This window comes from Nonomuraea sp. NPDC048881, from assembly GCF_040649795.1.
Taxonomy (GTDB): domain Bacteria; phylum Actinomycetota; class Actinomycetes; order Streptosporangiales; family Streptosporangiaceae; genus Nonomuraea.
This window is the reverse complement of the sequence record NZ_JBEZGC010000023.1, coordinates 66,034-80,419: the sequence shown is the minus strand read 5'-3', so window position 1 is coordinate 80,419 and position 14,386 is coordinate 66,034. Positions and strand designations below refer to the sequence as shown.

17 protein-coding genes are annotated in these 14,386 nt (G+C 70.4%); 8 read left to right on the top strand and 9 right to left on the bottom strand.

The features are described from left to right. Positions 1-276 precede the first annotated feature (276 nt). Genes AB0C33_RS44830 through AB0C33_RS44820 form a run of 3 tightly spaced genes read right to left on the bottom strand, consistent with a single transcriptional unit; the run spans position 277 to position 3,386 of the window. A complete protein-coding gene (locus tag AB0C33_RS44830) occupies positions 277-1,257 on the bottom strand; it encodes an Lrp/AsnC family transcriptional regulator (protein ID WP_358299858.1) in 981 nt (326 codons plus the stop codon). Between the two features lie 5 nt (positions 1,258-1,262). Beyond that, on the bottom strand, positions 1,263-2,504 hold the full coding sequence (locus AB0C33_RS44825; RefSeq protein ID WP_358299855.1) for a carboxylesterase family protein: 1,242 nt from the start codon (positions 2,502-2,504) through the stop codon (positions 1,263-1,265). A gap of 3 nt (positions 2,505-2,507) precedes the next feature. Further along, positions 2,508-3,386: a VOC family protein gene (locus AB0C33_RS44820; RefSeq protein ID WP_358299852.1), complete on the bottom strand. Its 879-nt coding sequence runs from the start codon at positions 3,384-3,386 to the stop codon at positions 2,508-2,510. 275 nt (positions 3,387-3,661) lie between these two features. Between AB0C33_RS44820 and AB0C33_RS44815 the strand changes: the two genes are divergently transcribed. Further along, positions 3,662-3,874, top strand: coding sequence for a hypothetical protein (locus AB0C33_RS44815; RefSeq protein WP_358299849.1), 213 nt, complete (start codon positions 3,662-3,664; stop codon positions 3,872-3,874). A 230-nt stretch (positions 3,875-4,104) separates the two neighbouring features. Here the strand turns inward: AB0C33_RS44815 and AB0C33_RS44810 are convergent, their stop codons facing one another. Continuing rightward, on the bottom strand, positions 4,105-4,362 hold the full coding sequence (locus AB0C33_RS44810) for a hypothetical protein (protein ID WP_358299847.1): 258 nt from the start codon (positions 4,360-4,362) through the stop codon (positions 4,105-4,107). On the opposite strand from AB0C33_RS44810, the gene AB0C33_RS44805 reads away from it, so the two are divergent. After that, the gene (locus AB0C33_RS44805; RefSeq protein ID WP_358299844.1) at positions 4,361-5,032 is read left to right on the top strand and encodes an SDR family oxidoreductase; all 672 of its coding nucleotides are present in this window, start codon (positions 4,361-4,363) and stop codon (positions 5,030-5,032) included. The genes AB0C33_RS44810 and AB0C33_RS44805 overlap by 2 nt on opposite strands. Positions 5,033-5,063: 31 nt before the next feature. After that, positions 5,064-5,453 carry an antibiotic biosynthesis monooxygenase family protein gene (locus AB0C33_RS44800; RefSeq protein WP_358299841.1) on the top strand — a complete coding sequence of 130 codons (390 nt, stop codon included), beginning with the start codon at positions 5,064-5,066 and terminating at the stop codon, positions 5,451-5,453. 282 nt (positions 5,454-5,735) lie between these two features. Here AB0C33_RS44800 and AB0C33_RS44795 read toward each other — a convergent pair whose 3' ends face one another. Together AB0C33_RS44795 and AB0C33_RS44790 are read right to left on the bottom strand one after the other, a co-directional pair. Further along, positions 5,736-6,044, bottom strand: a complete 309-nt coding sequence (locus tag AB0C33_RS44795) for a DoxX family protein (protein WP_358299838.1) — start codon at positions 6,042-6,044, stop codon at positions 5,736-5,738. A 28-nt stretch (positions 6,045-6,072) separates the two neighbouring features. Next, the gene (locus tag AB0C33_RS44790) at positions 6,073-6,531 is read right to left on the bottom strand and encodes a carboxymuconolactone decarboxylase family protein (protein ID WP_358299835.1); all 459 of its coding nucleotides are present in this window, start codon (positions 6,529-6,531) and stop codon (positions 6,073-6,075) included. A gap of 135 nt (positions 6,532-6,666) precedes the next feature. Between AB0C33_RS44790 and AB0C33_RS44785 the strand changes: the two genes are divergently transcribed. Then, entirely contained in the window at positions 6,667-7,545 is an 879-nt protein-coding gene (locus AB0C33_RS44785; RefSeq protein WP_358299832.1) for a sigma-70 family RNA polymerase sigma factor, read from the top strand. A gap of 70 nt (positions 7,546-7,615) precedes the next feature. On the opposite strand, the gene AB0C33_RS44780 is transcribed toward AB0C33_RS44785, so the two are convergent. The 3 genes from AB0C33_RS44780 to AB0C33_RS44770 form a co-directional block, all read right to left on the bottom strand. Beyond that, positions 7,616-8,113, bottom strand: coding sequence for a carboxymuconolactone decarboxylase family protein (locus tag AB0C33_RS44780; RefSeq protein ID WP_358299829.1), 498 nt, complete (start codon positions 8,111-8,113; stop codon positions 7,616-7,618). 87 nt (positions 8,114-8,200) lie between these two features. After that, positions 8,201-8,542 (bottom strand): MFS transporter, encoded by a 342-nt coding sequence (locus AB0C33_RS44775; RefSeq protein ID WP_358299826.1) that lies wholly within the window; start codon positions 8,540-8,542, stop codon positions 8,201-8,203. 9 nt (positions 8,543-8,551) lie between these two features. Then, complete coding sequence (locus AB0C33_RS44770; RefSeq protein ID WP_358299823.1) at positions 8,552-9,715, bottom strand: serine hydrolase domain-containing protein; 1,164 nt, start codon at positions 9,713-9,715, stop codon at positions 8,552-8,554. Between the two features lie 143 nt (positions 9,716-9,858). Here AB0C33_RS44770 and sigJ point away from each other — a divergent pair, with 143 nt between their 5' ends. The 4 genes from sigJ to AB0C33_RS44750 all read left to right on the top strand — a co-directional run bounded on the left by sigJ (position 9,859) and on the right by AB0C33_RS44750 (position 14,363). Further along, the gene (gene sigJ, locus AB0C33_RS44765) at positions 9,859-10,746 is read left to right on the top strand and encodes an RNA polymerase sigma factor SigJ (protein WP_358299820.1); all 888 of its coding nucleotides are present in this window, start codon (positions 9,859-9,861) and stop codon (positions 10,744-10,746) included. A gap of 135 nt (positions 10,747-10,881) precedes the next feature. Beyond that, positions 10,882-11,448 (top strand): GNAT family N-acetyltransferase, encoded by a 567-nt coding sequence (locus AB0C33_RS44760; RefSeq protein WP_358299817.1) that lies wholly within the window; start codon positions 10,882-10,884, stop codon positions 11,446-11,448. 226 nt (positions 11,449-11,674) lie between these two features. Continuing rightward, positions 11,675-12,112 (top strand): hypothetical protein, encoded by a 438-nt coding sequence (locus AB0C33_RS44755; RefSeq protein ID WP_358299814.1) that lies wholly within the window; start codon positions 11,675-11,677, stop codon positions 12,110-12,112. A 292-nt stretch (positions 12,113-12,404) separates the two neighbouring features. Beyond that, entirely contained in the window at positions 12,405-14,363 is a 1,959-nt protein-coding gene (locus tag AB0C33_RS44750) for an ABC transporter ATP-binding protein (protein WP_358299811.1), read from the top strand. Positions 14,364-14,386: the final 23 nt, after the last annotated feature.

Sequence of the window (14,386 nt, the reverse complement as noted above, 5' to 3'; positions counted from 1 at the left end):
GAAAGGCGTCGGTCGCCGCGGGCCAGGGTGACGTGCTCCCCGCGCAGGCAGCGATCTTCGGCGTCGTGCTCATGCCGGCCGCCCGGCGCGCGAGGTGGCTGGAGCGCCGCCTCCGACGATGTACCGGATAACGTGCCGGAGTCGCGTACCGTTCCGGCGGAGGGTTCTCCTGGTCGCCGTACCGCTGTGATCGCTCATGTACGTGATAATCGTCAAATATCACGTACATGAGCGACCTGGACTGGATAGCGACGTTCTGTGGGCCCGTGCCGCTGGCTACGTTCCTGCTCTGGCTGTGCCGGCTCGTTTGCTGTCTCGGATGACCGGGGCGCTTTCGATGTGCCGAACTCCCGGCAGGCTGCCGATGCCGCCCTCGAGGTAGCCGTAGAGCGCATCGGCGTCGCGGCAGGCGACGAACATCAGCAGGTTGGTCGGGCCGGTGGTGGCGGCGGCAAAAGCGACCTCAGGATGCGCGGCCACCGCCTGGGCCGTGCGGCGCAGGGCGGAGGGCTCGACGGTCAGCCAGAGGATCGCGACCATCTCGAAGCCCAGGAGCAGAGGGTCGATGTCCACGTCGAAGAACAGCACGCCGCAGTCGCGCAGGTGGCCCAGCCTGCGCTGGGCTGTTGCCGGAGACCATCCGGTGGCACGGGCGAGCTCCGGATATCCGGCGCGACCGTCCCGAGCCAGGACCCCCAGCAGATGCTCATCGCCTTCGTCCAAGACGACCCGCTCCTGCTGAGCCCCTGGTGCGTGCTGCGGGGCGAGCGTGGCGATCTGCTCGCACGTGAGCGAGTCGGCTCTGCCGTGCCAGCCGGTGGGGCCGCCAGCGAAGACCCGCAGCAGGCAGTGCGCCGTCACCCCGACCACCCGCGGTGTGCGGGGCAACTGGCCCAGCAGCAGCGCATCGCGCTCACGGAAGCTGCGTGCCCGCACCACGCAGACGATCTGGGTGCCGCCGGAGGTGAGGCTGACCCAGGAGGTGTCCGCTCGGCGGGCCAGCGCCTCGGCGATGGGGACGGCCGCGTCAGGTACGACCTGGATTCGGACGAACCACTCCGCCCAGCCCAGCCGTCGCGCCTGGACCTGACCGATCACCTTCAGCAGCCCTGCGGAGCGGAGCCTGTGGTAGCGGCGTGCCACTGTCTGGTCGGACACCTTCAACACCGACGCGATACGGCTGAAGGGGGCGCGGCCGTCCACGTGCAGGGCGTGGACGATGGCGCGATCGAGCTTGTCCAGGACCGGGGCGATCACCGTGGTCAGGTCAGCGTGATGTGCTCGACGTGAGGGAAGGCGGGCCAGCCGGGCGAGCCGTCGTGGACGAAAGCCGTCCAGGCGTCTTGCACGTGCGCCACGAGCTGCTCAAGCTGCGCAGGTTCGGCGCCGGCCAGCATCGGGGAGGCATGCCAGGCGGGCAGATTGCCGAAGACGAACGGCAGTTCGATGCAGTGGCAGGCACCGAACGGGCTGCCTGGCGGTGACCAGTCGAACTGGTAGAGGTGGGCCGAGCGGGCTCGCCCGGCCAGGCGCAGGCTGCCGTCGCGGAACAGCCGCGCGGTGAGCTCGGCCTCAGCTTGAGGGAAGAAGGCCCGAGCCTCGTCCTGGGTGGTGCCGATCAGCATGGGCACCCCCTCCTGGGGACCGGCGAGCAGGTCGGCCGGCACGCCGTCGGCGGCGATCAGTTGGAAGGGCGGCGTCACCCCCGTGGGCTGCGCGATGCGGCGGGCGATCTGCTCCTGGCCGGCGAGCAGGTCGGCGAGCGGTAGGGTGCGCAGCCGTTCGGCGTCACCCGGGCGCAGATTGAGGACGTCCAGGAAAATCTGCCCGATCTCGGCGGCCTCGCCGATGCCGTACGGCCGTACGCCGGCCGGTGTGCTTTGCAGGATGACTTGCCGGAACAGGTCACGGCCCGCGGAATGGCCGGGCAGGGCCAGCGCGGACAGCGCTCCGGCGGACTGGCCGGCCAGCGTGATGCGAGCCGGGTCACCGCCGAACGCCGAAATGTTCTCCCCCACCCAGCGCAGGGCGGCGATCTGGTCGAGCAGCCCGAGGTTGGCCGGGGCGAACTGCGGCGTCAGGTACAGGTAGCCAAGGGCTCCCAGCCGGTAGTTGACGGTGACGACCACCATCCGGCCGCGTTCGGCCAGCAGCGCGCCGTCGTACCAGGCTTGGGCGCCGGAACCGGTCAGGAAGCCGCCACCGTGCAGCCACACCAGGACCGGCAGCCCGCTGCCGCCCGGTGCCCACGCATTGAGTGACAGGCAGGCCTCACCCTGGCGAAGTTCGCTGCCGGGGCCGAGGGCGCCTTCGAGCCGGGACGTGCGCGGCTGCGGGGCCGCCAAGCCCGGTCGGACGGCATCCAGCACGCCGTTCCACCGCGTCGGCCGCGGCGCGGCGAACCGCTCGGCGCGAGCATAGGGGATGCCGAGGAAGGCGGTGACCGCGCCGCCCGCGGGGACGCCGCGCAGCGTCCCGGCGGGTGCTTGGATCAGGTCACTCACCGGTCACATCTCCAGGAAGGCCAGCGCGGCGCCGCGGGCCTGGGCGGCCCCGACGAAGAATCCGCCGGGCATGTCCCTTGTGGTGAACCCGTTGCCCTCCACCAGCTCGCGGGCCGCCTGCATGTCACGTACCGACACGGCTTGCCCGGCCATGTACGGCAATGCGGGCACCGGCTCGCCGGGCATCATCGCGCGGAAGGCGGACACCGTGACGACCTCCACCCGGCCCAGCGGCAGCGGCAGCACGTGCACTGGTCCCTCGGTCACCGGTTCGGTGTCCAGGATGAGGGCGTAGCGGGCGACGGTGGGCTCCAGGTCGGCGTCGTCCACCACGAGCAGCACGCTGTACAGGCCGGTGGCGCCGTTGGCGTGCTCCAGGTAGCGCGGCTGGTGGATCAGTTCAGGGGTCAGGTGGTACGCGGCGTGGATCAGCCCTTCGGGGGTGAGCGCCCGGTCGAGGTGGACCGCCTGAAAGCGGGCGCTCTCCACACCGTCAGAGGTATCCACATCCCGCTGCAGCGGCAGCACACCGGAGGAGGACAAGCCGACCGCTCGCAGGCGCTTTTCGGCGGTTTCGATGTCCGTGCAGCCGAAGGAGTACCCGTGCAGGCCCTCGTACTGGGCGATGAGCGGGCGGATGTTCCAGGGGTCGACCGAGCCGTCCCCGTACAGGCCGAGCAATTCCAGGTAGGTCCGGCCGAACAGGGCGCATCGGTTGCCGGCACCCATCGGCCTTCGCTCGCCGCCGGGGCGGTCAGAGCCCATGTGCATGGACAGTGGGCTGAGCGTGAAGCCCAGCGCCTCGTAGGCCGCCGCGGTGGCGTCCATGTCGGTGGTGTAGAGGACGGAGTGGTCGATCCGGTCGATGTCACGAGCAATCATGGGTGACAGGCTGCCGCCCCGGCGGCCACCGACTCCAGCCAACGGGGTGGGATCGACGTCTTTCGACATTCAAGGTCCTATCGTGATGGAATCCCACGCGCCAGTGCCACCGCCGCTTCACGGGAGCAGCCTCGGTTCAGCGACATCACTGCGGACGATCATCAAGTCGCCCTGTGGCATGTGAGTGTGGCCGACTCGGCCGGCACCTGTGGGACCGGTGAGCTGGCCGGGCGATCAGGCGGCCAGGTCGACGTTTGTGAAGTCGGCCTGGCCACGTGATCTCCGAGATGCTGGCGGGGCGTCTGCGCGGAGCCGGTTCAGCAGTCCCGGTAGCGTGCGGTCATGACCGAGATGCTGCGCTAAAGCCCGATGATGCCTTGGCGATGCCGCTGGAGGGCAACCAGCGGTTCGTCGCCGGCGCGCCGGAGCATCCCAACCAGGACGCCGCCCGCCGCGCCGAGACCGCGCCGGAATTGCCTGGCCATTGACCACCGGGACTCACAACCTGGCTGCTGCCGGCGCGCTCCAGGTTCGGCGACGCCCAGGTCCAGGCCGATCATCCCAGCCGCCGGTGCGTGGCCAGCCGGATGCTCGCAACACGACTTGAGGCCGTTCAATGACCATGGGACAAGGCGTACTCCTCTCGGGTCACACCAACGGCCGTCCGCTGGTCATGACCATGACTCCGGAGCCCCGAAGAATGTGACAGCTCCGGCTGTCACATTTCCGCCGCGCGCCGGGTCATGGAGGCGACGGAACGGGCTCGGGCGCCGGCCTCGCGGGAGCGGCTCTCGAGAGTCGTCACCTTCGCCATGCCCGCGCCGTCGTACAGGTGAAGACAGAACGCGAGCAAGTGGGTGTCCGTATATGTCAGCGACGGGGGCGTCTTCGAGGCTGTCCCGCCGGCCGCCGCCCACGAGCCGGGATCACCTGCCTCGGCAACCCCCTTCCCACGAACCCGGAGGAATTCGTCCATGAAAATCACCGTCTTCGGCGCCAGTGGCGGCGTCGGCCGGCATCTGCTCGACCAGGCTCTGGCCAAGGGGCACGACGTCACGGCCGTCGTACGGAGTCCGGCCAAGCTGGACGGGAAACCGGTCCGCGTCGTGCGTGCCGCCGACCTGACCACGGCCGACGTCACGACGCTGCTGCCCGCCGTCGAAGGGGCCGACGCCGTTCTGTCGGCGCTCGGCCCGCCGAACAACGCCGCGGCCGGGGTGGCCTCCAGGGGCACCAAGGCGATTCTCGCGGCGATGCAGGCCGCCGGGACCCGCCGGCTGATCGTGGTGAGCGCCGCCCCGGTGGGCACCACCCCCTCTCCCGGCCGCCCCAACCCGCCCCGGCACGACCCCGGCGACGGGCCGTTTCTGCGCTACCTGGTGTACCCGATCGTCAAGGCCGCGCTCCGTCCGCAGTACCTCGATCTAGCCGTCATGGAGGACGACGTGCGCGACAGCGGCCTGGACTGGACGGTGCTCAGGCCGGTGCAGCTGACCGACAAGCCGGTGACCGGCGCCTACCGGACGGCGGTGGGGCAGAACGTGCGGGGCGGCCGGTACGTCTCACGCGCGGACGTGGCCCACGCCATGCTCGCGGTGCTCGGCCGGCCGGAAACGGTCGAGCAGGTCCTCGGCATGGCCAACTGACCCTCTTATCACCGACCACAAAGGAGAAATCATGAATGAAGTTCCGATCACCCGTACCGAAACGCCGGTCGACGAGCCGATCACCATGATCAACGCGTTCACCGTCCCGGTGGAGGAGTCGGAGACGTTCCTGCCGCTGTGGATGGAGAACGCCGAGATCATGGCCAGGCAGCCGGGATTCGTCGGGGCGCGGCTGCACCGATCGATGATCGACGACGCCGAGCTGCGGTTCGTCAACGTGGCCCACTGGGAGAGCGGCAGGCAGCTCGAAGAGGCGCTGGGCAGACCCGAATGGCAGGAGAGCGCCCAGCGGCTGCTCAATGACCCCGGCCTGCACATCACCGCGCGGCCCAGCATCTACGAGGTCATCGTCGACCTCCAACCCTCCCACGGCGGAAGCGCCGCACCGGTGACCAGCTGAGAAGTCGGCACTGTGGCCCGGGCCTCCGCTGAAGACCATGCGGAGGCCCGGGCCACAGTGTTGCGCATGGCAGGCTTGCACGGCATGGCCATGATCACGTGCTTGATCACGGCCATGCCGGTTTCTCTACCGAACGGTCGACGCGCGTCTCACCGACGGGCTCGGCTCCGCGCGGACGCTCCGGTCGTCGAGGGGGTGGAGAAGGTCCCGCCAGTCCGCCGGCCAGTTCGCCAGCGCCACGCCGATCATGATGATCAGGTGCAGCGGCGCCGACACCTCCTCCTACAAGGGGGCGACGTCGATGAGGTGGGTCGTCACCGCGCCGATCAGCACGAACACCAGCCCCGCCGCGCCGATGAACCTGACCCGCCGCCGCGGGACGAGCATCATCAGCCCGAAGACGAGCTCCAGGGCGCCGACCACGAACCGCATCCACGGCGGCCAACCCCAGTCGACGAACTTCTCCGCGTAGGCCGGACCGAAGAAGGTCGGCCCGGGCCAGAACTTGGTGACGAAGCCGATGAAGAACGAGGCGGCCAGATACCAGTAGAGAACTGTGGCGAGCCGTCGCGGCCAGGTACGTACGGTCATGAGCCCTCCGTCGTGTGCGCCATGCGACTCAGCCCCACTTCTGACCGGCGAGCTGCCGGGTGGTGACGTTGAGCCGGTTCGACAGGTTCGTGACCGCGACCATCAGGATGATCGCGGCCAGTCCCGCCTCGTCGTAGTGCCGGGCCGCCTCGTCCCAGATGTCATCGGGGACCGGGTCGCTGCGGTCGGCGAGCCGCGTGGCGGCCTCGGTGAGGGCCAGCGCGGCCCGTTCGGCGTCGGTGAAGTACGGCGTCTCCCGCCAGGCGACGACCAGCCCCGTCCGCTCGTCGCTCTCGCCGCTCTTCCTGGCGCTGCGGACCCCCGACTCCACGCAGGGGCCGCAACCGTTGATCTGGCTGGCGCGCAGGTGCACCAGCCCCAGCGTGGTCTCCGGCACGCCGCCCGTACGGGCGGCCTTGAAGAGCTCCTGGATGGGCGCCATCGCTGTAGGCAGGACGGCGGCGGGATTCTTCATCCGTGTCTGCATGTGTTTCTCCGCTGTATCGGCTGGACTTCCGCCCTGATGACGCGCCGCGAGGGGAGGTTGTGACAGCGCGCCGCCTGTCACATCTGTGCGGTCGTTTCCGTCATCTGTTACAGACAGCACGAGAGGGACGGCGTCATGGAGGAGAAGGACCTGCTGGCCGGTTGGTTCCAGCAGCATCGCGACCATCTGTGGGCGGTGGCCTACCGGCTGCTCGGCTCGGCGAGCGAGGCCGACGACGCGCTCCAGGAGGCCTGGCTGCGCCTCAGCCGCGCCGGCGCGGAGGACGTGCGGAACGTGCCGGGCTGGCTCACCACGATCGTCGCACGGGTGGCGCTGAGCATGCTCCGCGATCGACGGACGCGGCGCGAGGAGCCGCTACGCGTCTCCGGCGCGGACCCGGTGGCCGGCCTTCGCGAGGCGGACGATCCGGAGCACGAGGTGGTCGTCGCCGATTCGGTCGGCCTGGCTCTGCTGGTGGTGCTCGACCTGCTCGCGCCGGCGGAACGGATCGCGTTCGTCCTGCACGACATGTTCGCCGTGCCGTTCGGCGAGATCGCGTTGATCGTGAACCGTTCGCCGGCCGCGGCCCGGCAACTGGCCAGCCGCGCCCGCCGGCGCGTACAGCACCCCTCGGCCCCGGAGGCCGGGACCGACTCCGTCAGGCAGCGGGAGATCGTCGCCGCCTTCCGGGCCGCGTCCCGTGACGGTGACTTCGCGGCCCTGCTCGCGCTGCTCGACCCCGACGTGGAGATCAGCGCGGACCGTACCGCCGTGCTCTCCGGCGCGTCGAGGCTGGTACGAGGGGCGGACGGCGTGGCCGAGACCTTCGCCGGCCGGGCTCAGGCCGCCGAGCTCGCCTTGATCGACGGGGCACCGGGGCTGGTGTGGGCGCCCGGCGGACGGCCACGGGTCGTCTTCGCCTTCACCATCGCGAACGACCGGATCACCCACGTCGACCTGCTCGCCGACCCCGAATACCTGGAGGACGTCGAACTGGTCACGCTCGGCGGGTAGGCGTCCGAGCACTGAAAGCGCTCAGGGTGAGGCGCGGACACCGCGTCCTCACCCTGAGCGGGTCCGCCGGCTACTGCCTCCACTGCTCCGTCGGCGACACCCCGGCCAGCGGCTTGCCGATGAGGGCCAGGGGGGTGAAGAAGCCGACCTGGCCGATGGCCATGATGAGCGTGGCGAGCGCCTTCTCGTCGTAGTGCCCGCGCGCCCGCTCGTACAGCTCGTCGGAGACGCGCTCGCCGGCCGGGTTCGCGGTGAGGACGGCCTCCACCAGAGCGAGCGCGACGCGCTCGGCCTCGGTGAAGTAGGGGGCGTCCTGCCAGGACGCCACAGCGGTGATGCGCTCCTCGCTCTCCCCCGCCTTGCGGAGGCTGCCGGTGTGCAGGACCGTCAGGTACGTGTTGCCGACGATCTGCCCGGCGCGCAGCTGGAGCAGGCTGATGGTGACCTCCGGGACGGAGCCGTTCCCCGTCGCCTTGAACAGGGCTCCGGCGATCTCCTTCAGCTCGGGGACGAGCACGGCGGGGTTGGACAGGCGCGACTGGCGGTGCTGCTGCTCGGTGCTGGTCATGGTGATGGGGTTTCCTTTCTGGTTCAACGGTGTTCCGCCGCTATGACGGATCCCGCGGGCCGAACGTGACCGGCGGGTCGAGGGAGGTCAGCGAGGGGTGCTGCCGAGAGGCTCGGCACTCCGGCTGACGGGCCGCGGCCGCAGGAGCAGGACCGCGGCCAGGAAGACGGTCAGTCCGGCGCGGAACAGCCTGCGCCGGCCGAACAGGTCACCGGCCCGGCCGCCGGCCAGCAGCAGACCGCCGAAGGCCAGGGCGTAGGCGGTGAGGACCCAGTCCAGGTCCGCCTCGTCGATGCGCAGGCCGGCTCCGATGACGGGCAGGCCCGCGGTCACGATGGTGCCGTCCATCACCATCAGCAGTTGCGCGGCGGCGATCACCAGGAGAGCGAGGCCGCTTCGCTCAGGACGGGGTGCGGTGTGTGTACTCATATGAGGTCCTCAGGAGGTGGTGGCGCGGTGGCGCGCCGCGGCGTCGTGCACCACGGCGGCCAGCCGGTCGTGCTCGGGGTAGGACCAGCCGAAGCCGAAGCGGCGGCGGGTGTAGCCGAAGGCGATGCCGCTGCGCGGGTCGGCGAAGGACTCCGAGCCCGCCGAACCGTCGTGGCCGAAGGCGTTCGCGCTGAGGAACGGGTAACGCAGGCCCTTGGCCTGGAAGCCGAGCGCGTAGTTGCCCTGCTCGCCGCGGACCAGGTCGCCGCCGGTGGAGTGCAGCATGGAGAACTCACCGACGGTGTCCGGCTTGAGCAGCGGAGGGTGGCCGTCGATGCCCCATACGGCCGCCGCGTACAGGCCGGCCAGGCCGCGGGCGCTGCCCACCCCGCCGGCCGACGCCTGGCCGCCGGCGCGGACGGCGCGGGTGTTGACGAAGGCCACCTGGTCCAGCGGGGGCGTGCTGTTGAGCCCGTACCCGACGCCGAGGATGCTGTGCGGGCCGGGCACGTTCGACCAGAACGCGGCCTCCTGCTCCGGAGTGGCCGTCCACCACCGGATCGGCCGGAAGCGGCGCTCCTCGGCCTCAGGCAGCCCCAGGTAGAGGTCCAGCCCGTACGGGACGCGGATGCGCTCGTCGAAGACCTGCTGCAGCGACCGGCCGGTCACCCGCCGGATCACCTCGTTCACCATGGCGAACGAGACGAACCCGCCGTAGCCGTAGGCCGAGCCCGGCTTCCAGTACGGCCGCTGCCCGGCCAGCCGGCGCGCGATCACCGCGTCGTTGGCCAGCTCGGCGGCCGACAGCCCGCCGTCGACGCCGATGACGCCGGAGCGGTGGGTCAGCACGTCCCGCAGCGTGATCCCGTCCTTGCCGGCGGCGGCGAACTCCGGCCAGTGCCGGGCCACCGGCTCGTCGAGACCGAGGACCCCCTCCTGCACCAGCAACGCCGCCACCAGCGTCGCGGCACCCTTGGTGGAGGAGTAGACGCCGGTCAGCGTGTCGCCGCTCACCTCGTCTCCGGCCCACAGGTCGACCACCCGCCGGCCGTGCGCGTAGGCCGTCAGTTGCGCGCCCACCTGCCCGTCCTGCTCGGCGGCCACCTCGGCGAACGCTTCGCGCACCGGCTCGAAGCCGTCCGCGACCGTTCCGTGGACATTCGTCCTGCTCATCGTCGGCAACCCTTCGTGAGTGAGTGTTGGTCGCCGGCATGACGGACGGTCCGGGGGAAAGGTGACCGGGCGCGTTCGCGGTCACCTTTCAGTGGTTCGATGCGTCACCGGGATGACGTTTGCCGATGGAGAGGAGTGCAATCGTGACGCCCCATGACTTTCTCGCCGACCGGTTCGAGGGGCACCGCCCCCACCTGAAGGCGGTCGCCTACCGCATGCTCGGCTCGTTGAGCGAGGCCGAGGACGCGGTCCAAGAGGCGTGGCTGCGGCTGGCGCGCTCGGACTCGGGCGACATCGACAACCTCGGCGGCTGGCTGACCACCGTGGTCGGCCGGGTGTGCCTGGACATCCTCCGCACCCGCAAGTCACGACGCGAGGAGCCGCTGGAGGACCGCCTGCCCGATCCGGTGATCAGCCGGGAGGACGCCACTGACCCGGAACAGGAAGCGCTGCTGGCCGACTCGGTGGGCCTGGCCCTGCTCGTCGTCCTGGAGTCCCTGACCCCGGCCGAACGGCTGGCGTTCGTGCTTCATGACATGTTCGGCCTGCCGTTCGAGCAGATCGCGCCCATCGTGGACCGCACCCCCGTGGCAGCCAAGAAACTCGCCAGCCGCGCGCGCCGGCGCGTCCGCGGCTCAGCCCCGAGCCCGGACCCCGATCTGAGCAGCCAGCGCCGGGTGGTGGACGCCTTCCTCTCCGCCGCCCGCGACGGCGACTTCGCCGCGCTGGTGTCCCTTCTCGACCCCGACGTGGTGCTGCGCGCCGACGGCGGGGTGCTCACCGGTGGCATGAAGGTCATCAGGGGCGCCGCGGCCGTGGCGGGACAGCTCGCCACCTTCCAGCGCATGGCCACGAGCGCCGCAGCCTACCCGGCGGTCATCAACGGCCTCGCCGGCCTGGTCAACACCATCGACGACCAACTGGTCTCCGTCATGAGCTTCACCGCCTCCGACGGCAGGATCGCCACGATCGACATCCTGTCAGACCCCGGCCGCCTGGCCCGGCTCGACCTCCCGCATCTGGAGCCGTGATGACGGCGCACGCCGACACGGCCGGAAGGGGCCGGCATGTCAGCCGCTCTGGACGCCGCACGCGCCTACCTTCAAGGCCCGCCGCCCTACGGCCCCGCCATCCGGACATCGCCAGCCACATTGAGGATCCCTGCCTTGTACCACGCCATCTGTGACTACAACCCCGAACATGAGAGCGCCTGGCTGCGCTGCCGCGTTCTGTCCTTCCTGACTACCGCCTACTTCGACGACGTCGCCACGAGCAAACCCGCGATCCCAGGTCCCGGTTTCGAACTCATCGCAGAGGACAGTGGCACTCTTGCCGGAATCCTCGACGTCGCCTTTGACGGTGAAATGGCGACCGTTGAAACCATCGCGGTTCATCCTGACCGTCAACGTCGGGGCATCGGCCGCGCTCTTCTCGACCAAGCCCGTGCCCGAGCCCGCAAGCTCGGCGCACGCACGCTCGACGCCTGGACGAGGGACGATCCGGGAACATTACGCTGGTATCGAACCAACGGCTTCACCGAGGGTGAGCACTACCTGCACATCTACGCGAATTACTACACCGATCCCGGCGAGCCGGACAGGGCTATCGGTGAGCGCCGGCCAGGACTACGGCCCATGGCGATCTTCCTGCATGCCGGCTTGCCGGACGAGCATGCGATACGCGCGCAGTTCGCTCGAGTCCACGTCTGTCGGCGCTTCGTGTCAGAGCTCTGAAGCACACTCCCGACGTCCTCAGCGACCTTGAGGTCCTGCCCACCCAACGCGTTCCATGTCGCCCGAAGGCGTTCCGCCGGCCTTCGGCGCGGCTCTGCAGCTGTTGCCCCGTTCCTCTGTCCAGCCAGGTCAGTGCCGACCTCGCGCGAATAGTGTGCCCGCGAGGTTCCGTCACCATCGTCTTCCGGGTGGGGCGCGTGCGTGTTGAGGTGATCGCATGACCCCCATGAGCGCCATCAACCGGACAGCCGCCGCGGGAATGATCGTGCTGACACTGGCACTGGCGTGGACCAGCATCGAGCTTCAACGCGTCGCGGCAGACGGGGCCGCACCGTGGACTCGCGAGTGGATCACAGGCTGGCTGATCGGACCTGCGGTATCGCTGCTCGTCCTCGCCGTGTTCGGTACCCGCGTCCACCTGCTCACGCGCGGTCAGCCGATCCACTGGCCGAAGCTGGTGTGGGTCGAGCGGGGATTCCTCCTGACCATGGCCCTGGTCTGCGGCTGGCCCTACGTCCCTGCGGTCGCCGACTCCTTCAGCGTCGGTGAGCCGGCCGCGCATCTGCTGGCGCCGGTCGTCGGTGTCGTCGTCGTCACCGTTCTGCCGACGCTGCTCACCAAGCAGCAGGCGGGTGGTGGGCTCAGCGGAAGCGGCGCTGCCTGACGTACGGGCGTTGCGCTCGTGGGGCCGTTTCGGGCCGCCCTCATGCGCCGGATCGCGCCCGCTCAGCCAAGCGGCAGATGCCGGGTGACATCGAGCACGAGACCGCTCATCCTCGGAGATCTGCCCGCCGCCCTCCACCATGAGCCTGCGACCGCCTCGCCGAGCGAGGTCCGCCGGCAGCCAGGGCAACGGGGGCCCGCGTCGACGCCACGATCACACGCACGACATCGCCATCCGGGCGAGAAGGGACGCCGACGGCAAACGGAAGAACCGAGAGAACGGAGCCTCGTCCGTGACGGTAAGGTCCGAATCTGATCCTCCCCCTGCCGACCACACCGGACAGCGGGCCGCCGTGCAGGAGCCCGCCACGGATCCGATCTTCGGAGGCGGCCTCCAGTACAGCATGGGATGGGCGCGGCACGAAGCCGACCTGGCGGTCGGCTTCGGCGTGATCATGCGTAAACTGCCCTCGCTGATCGGCATCTGCCTGCGGCTGTCCTGGCGAGCCGACCCGGCCGCGCTCGTGATCGTCGTGGCCTGCCAGCTCATCGTCGGCGCCGCGACCGCGTTCGGCCTGCTGGCCACCAACCGGGTCCTGCAGCAGATCCTCGCGGTGGGGCCCACCCCCGACCGCGTCAAGGCCGCCGTGCCGGCGCTGGTCCTGGTCGCGGCCGCCGGCATCAGCGTCGCGGTGTTGACCGCCTGGTCCGGTGCCGCCTCCGGCCGGCTCCAGCCGAAGGTCGAGCACCTCGCCTACGACGAGCTCCTCAGCCGCGCCGCGAACGTCGAGCTGCTGCACTTCCAGGGCGCCCAGTTCCACGATCTCCTGGAGGCCGCGCAGTTCGGGGCCGGATGGATCGACATCGTCATCGATCAGGTCATCCGCATGCTGAAAGCGCTGATGGGCATGACCGCCGCCGCCGGCGTCCTGGGTGTGCTGCACCCTCTGCTGCTGCCGCTGCTGCCGCTCATCATCCTGCCGCGTGCCTGGGCGCTGGTGCGCTCCACTCTGCGCCGCAAGGCCTCCCGCCTGCGGTGGCTGACTCCCCTACGGCAGCAGCGCAGCCTTGCCCAGCTCCTGGTCGGAGCCGACCCCGCCGAGGAGATCCGCGCGCACGCCGCCGGGGACTTCCTGCTCCGCCACCACGACCGGATGGCCCTGCGCTCGGCGCGGGAGCAGGCCCGCCTCGCCCGCGCCGACGCCGGAGGCGAACTGCTGGCCGGGGGACTGAGCGGCCTGACGACGGGCGCCACCTACGTGGTGCTCGGCTGGCTCCTGATCACCGGACGCATGCAGCTGGCCGCCGCCGGCACCGCCGTCCTGGCCATCCAGACCGGCACCAGCCAGCTGGGCAACCTGATCTATTCGATCAACAACGTGTTCGAACACGGCCTCTACACCGAGGACTGGGCCGCCGCCTGCCGCCAGGCCGAACGCCTGGCCATCCCCCGCGACGGCACCGGCCTGCGGCGGGCCGACGGTCCCGACCTGATCGAGGCACGCGGCCTGCGCTTCAGCTACCCCAATGCCGACGAGCCCGCCCTCGACGGCGTCGACCTGGCCATCAGCCGCGGTCAGATCGTCGCCCTGGTCGGGCACAACGGCTCCGGGAAGACCACGCTGGCGAAACTTCTCACCGGCCTCTACCTCCCCGAATCCGGATCGGTCACCTGGGACGGCACACCCACCACCGACCTCGACCGAACCCAGCTCTTCGACCAGGTGGCCCTGCTGTCCCAGGGCTACGAACGATGGCCCTTCACCGTGTCCGCCAACGTCGCCATCGGCCGCCACACCACCGGCCCCACCCCCGAAGCGCTCGCCTGCGCCGCCGCGGCCTCCGGCGCCACCGATCTCATCGCCTCCCTGCGGGACGGCTGGGACACGCTGCTCGCCCCCGAGTACCAGGGCGGGGTCGACCTGTCGGGCGGGCAGTGGCAGCGCATCGCGGTCACCCGCGCGTACTTCCGCGACGCGCCCGTGCTGGTCCTGGACGAGCCGACCGCCGCCCTCGATCCCCGCGCCGAGGCCGAGACCTTCGCCGGGGTGCGCGCCCTGGCCGGCGGACGCACGGTCATCCTCATCACCCATCGCCTGCACTCGGTGCAGCACGCCGACCGCATCTTCGTCCTGCAGGACGGCCGGGTCACCGAGAGCGGCAGCCACCAGGAGCTGCTGGATCTCGGCGGCGAATACGCGGAGCTGTGGTCGCTGCAGGCGGCCCAGTACGGCATGGGCACCACCCCGTGATCCTGACCGGGCTCCCCCATCCT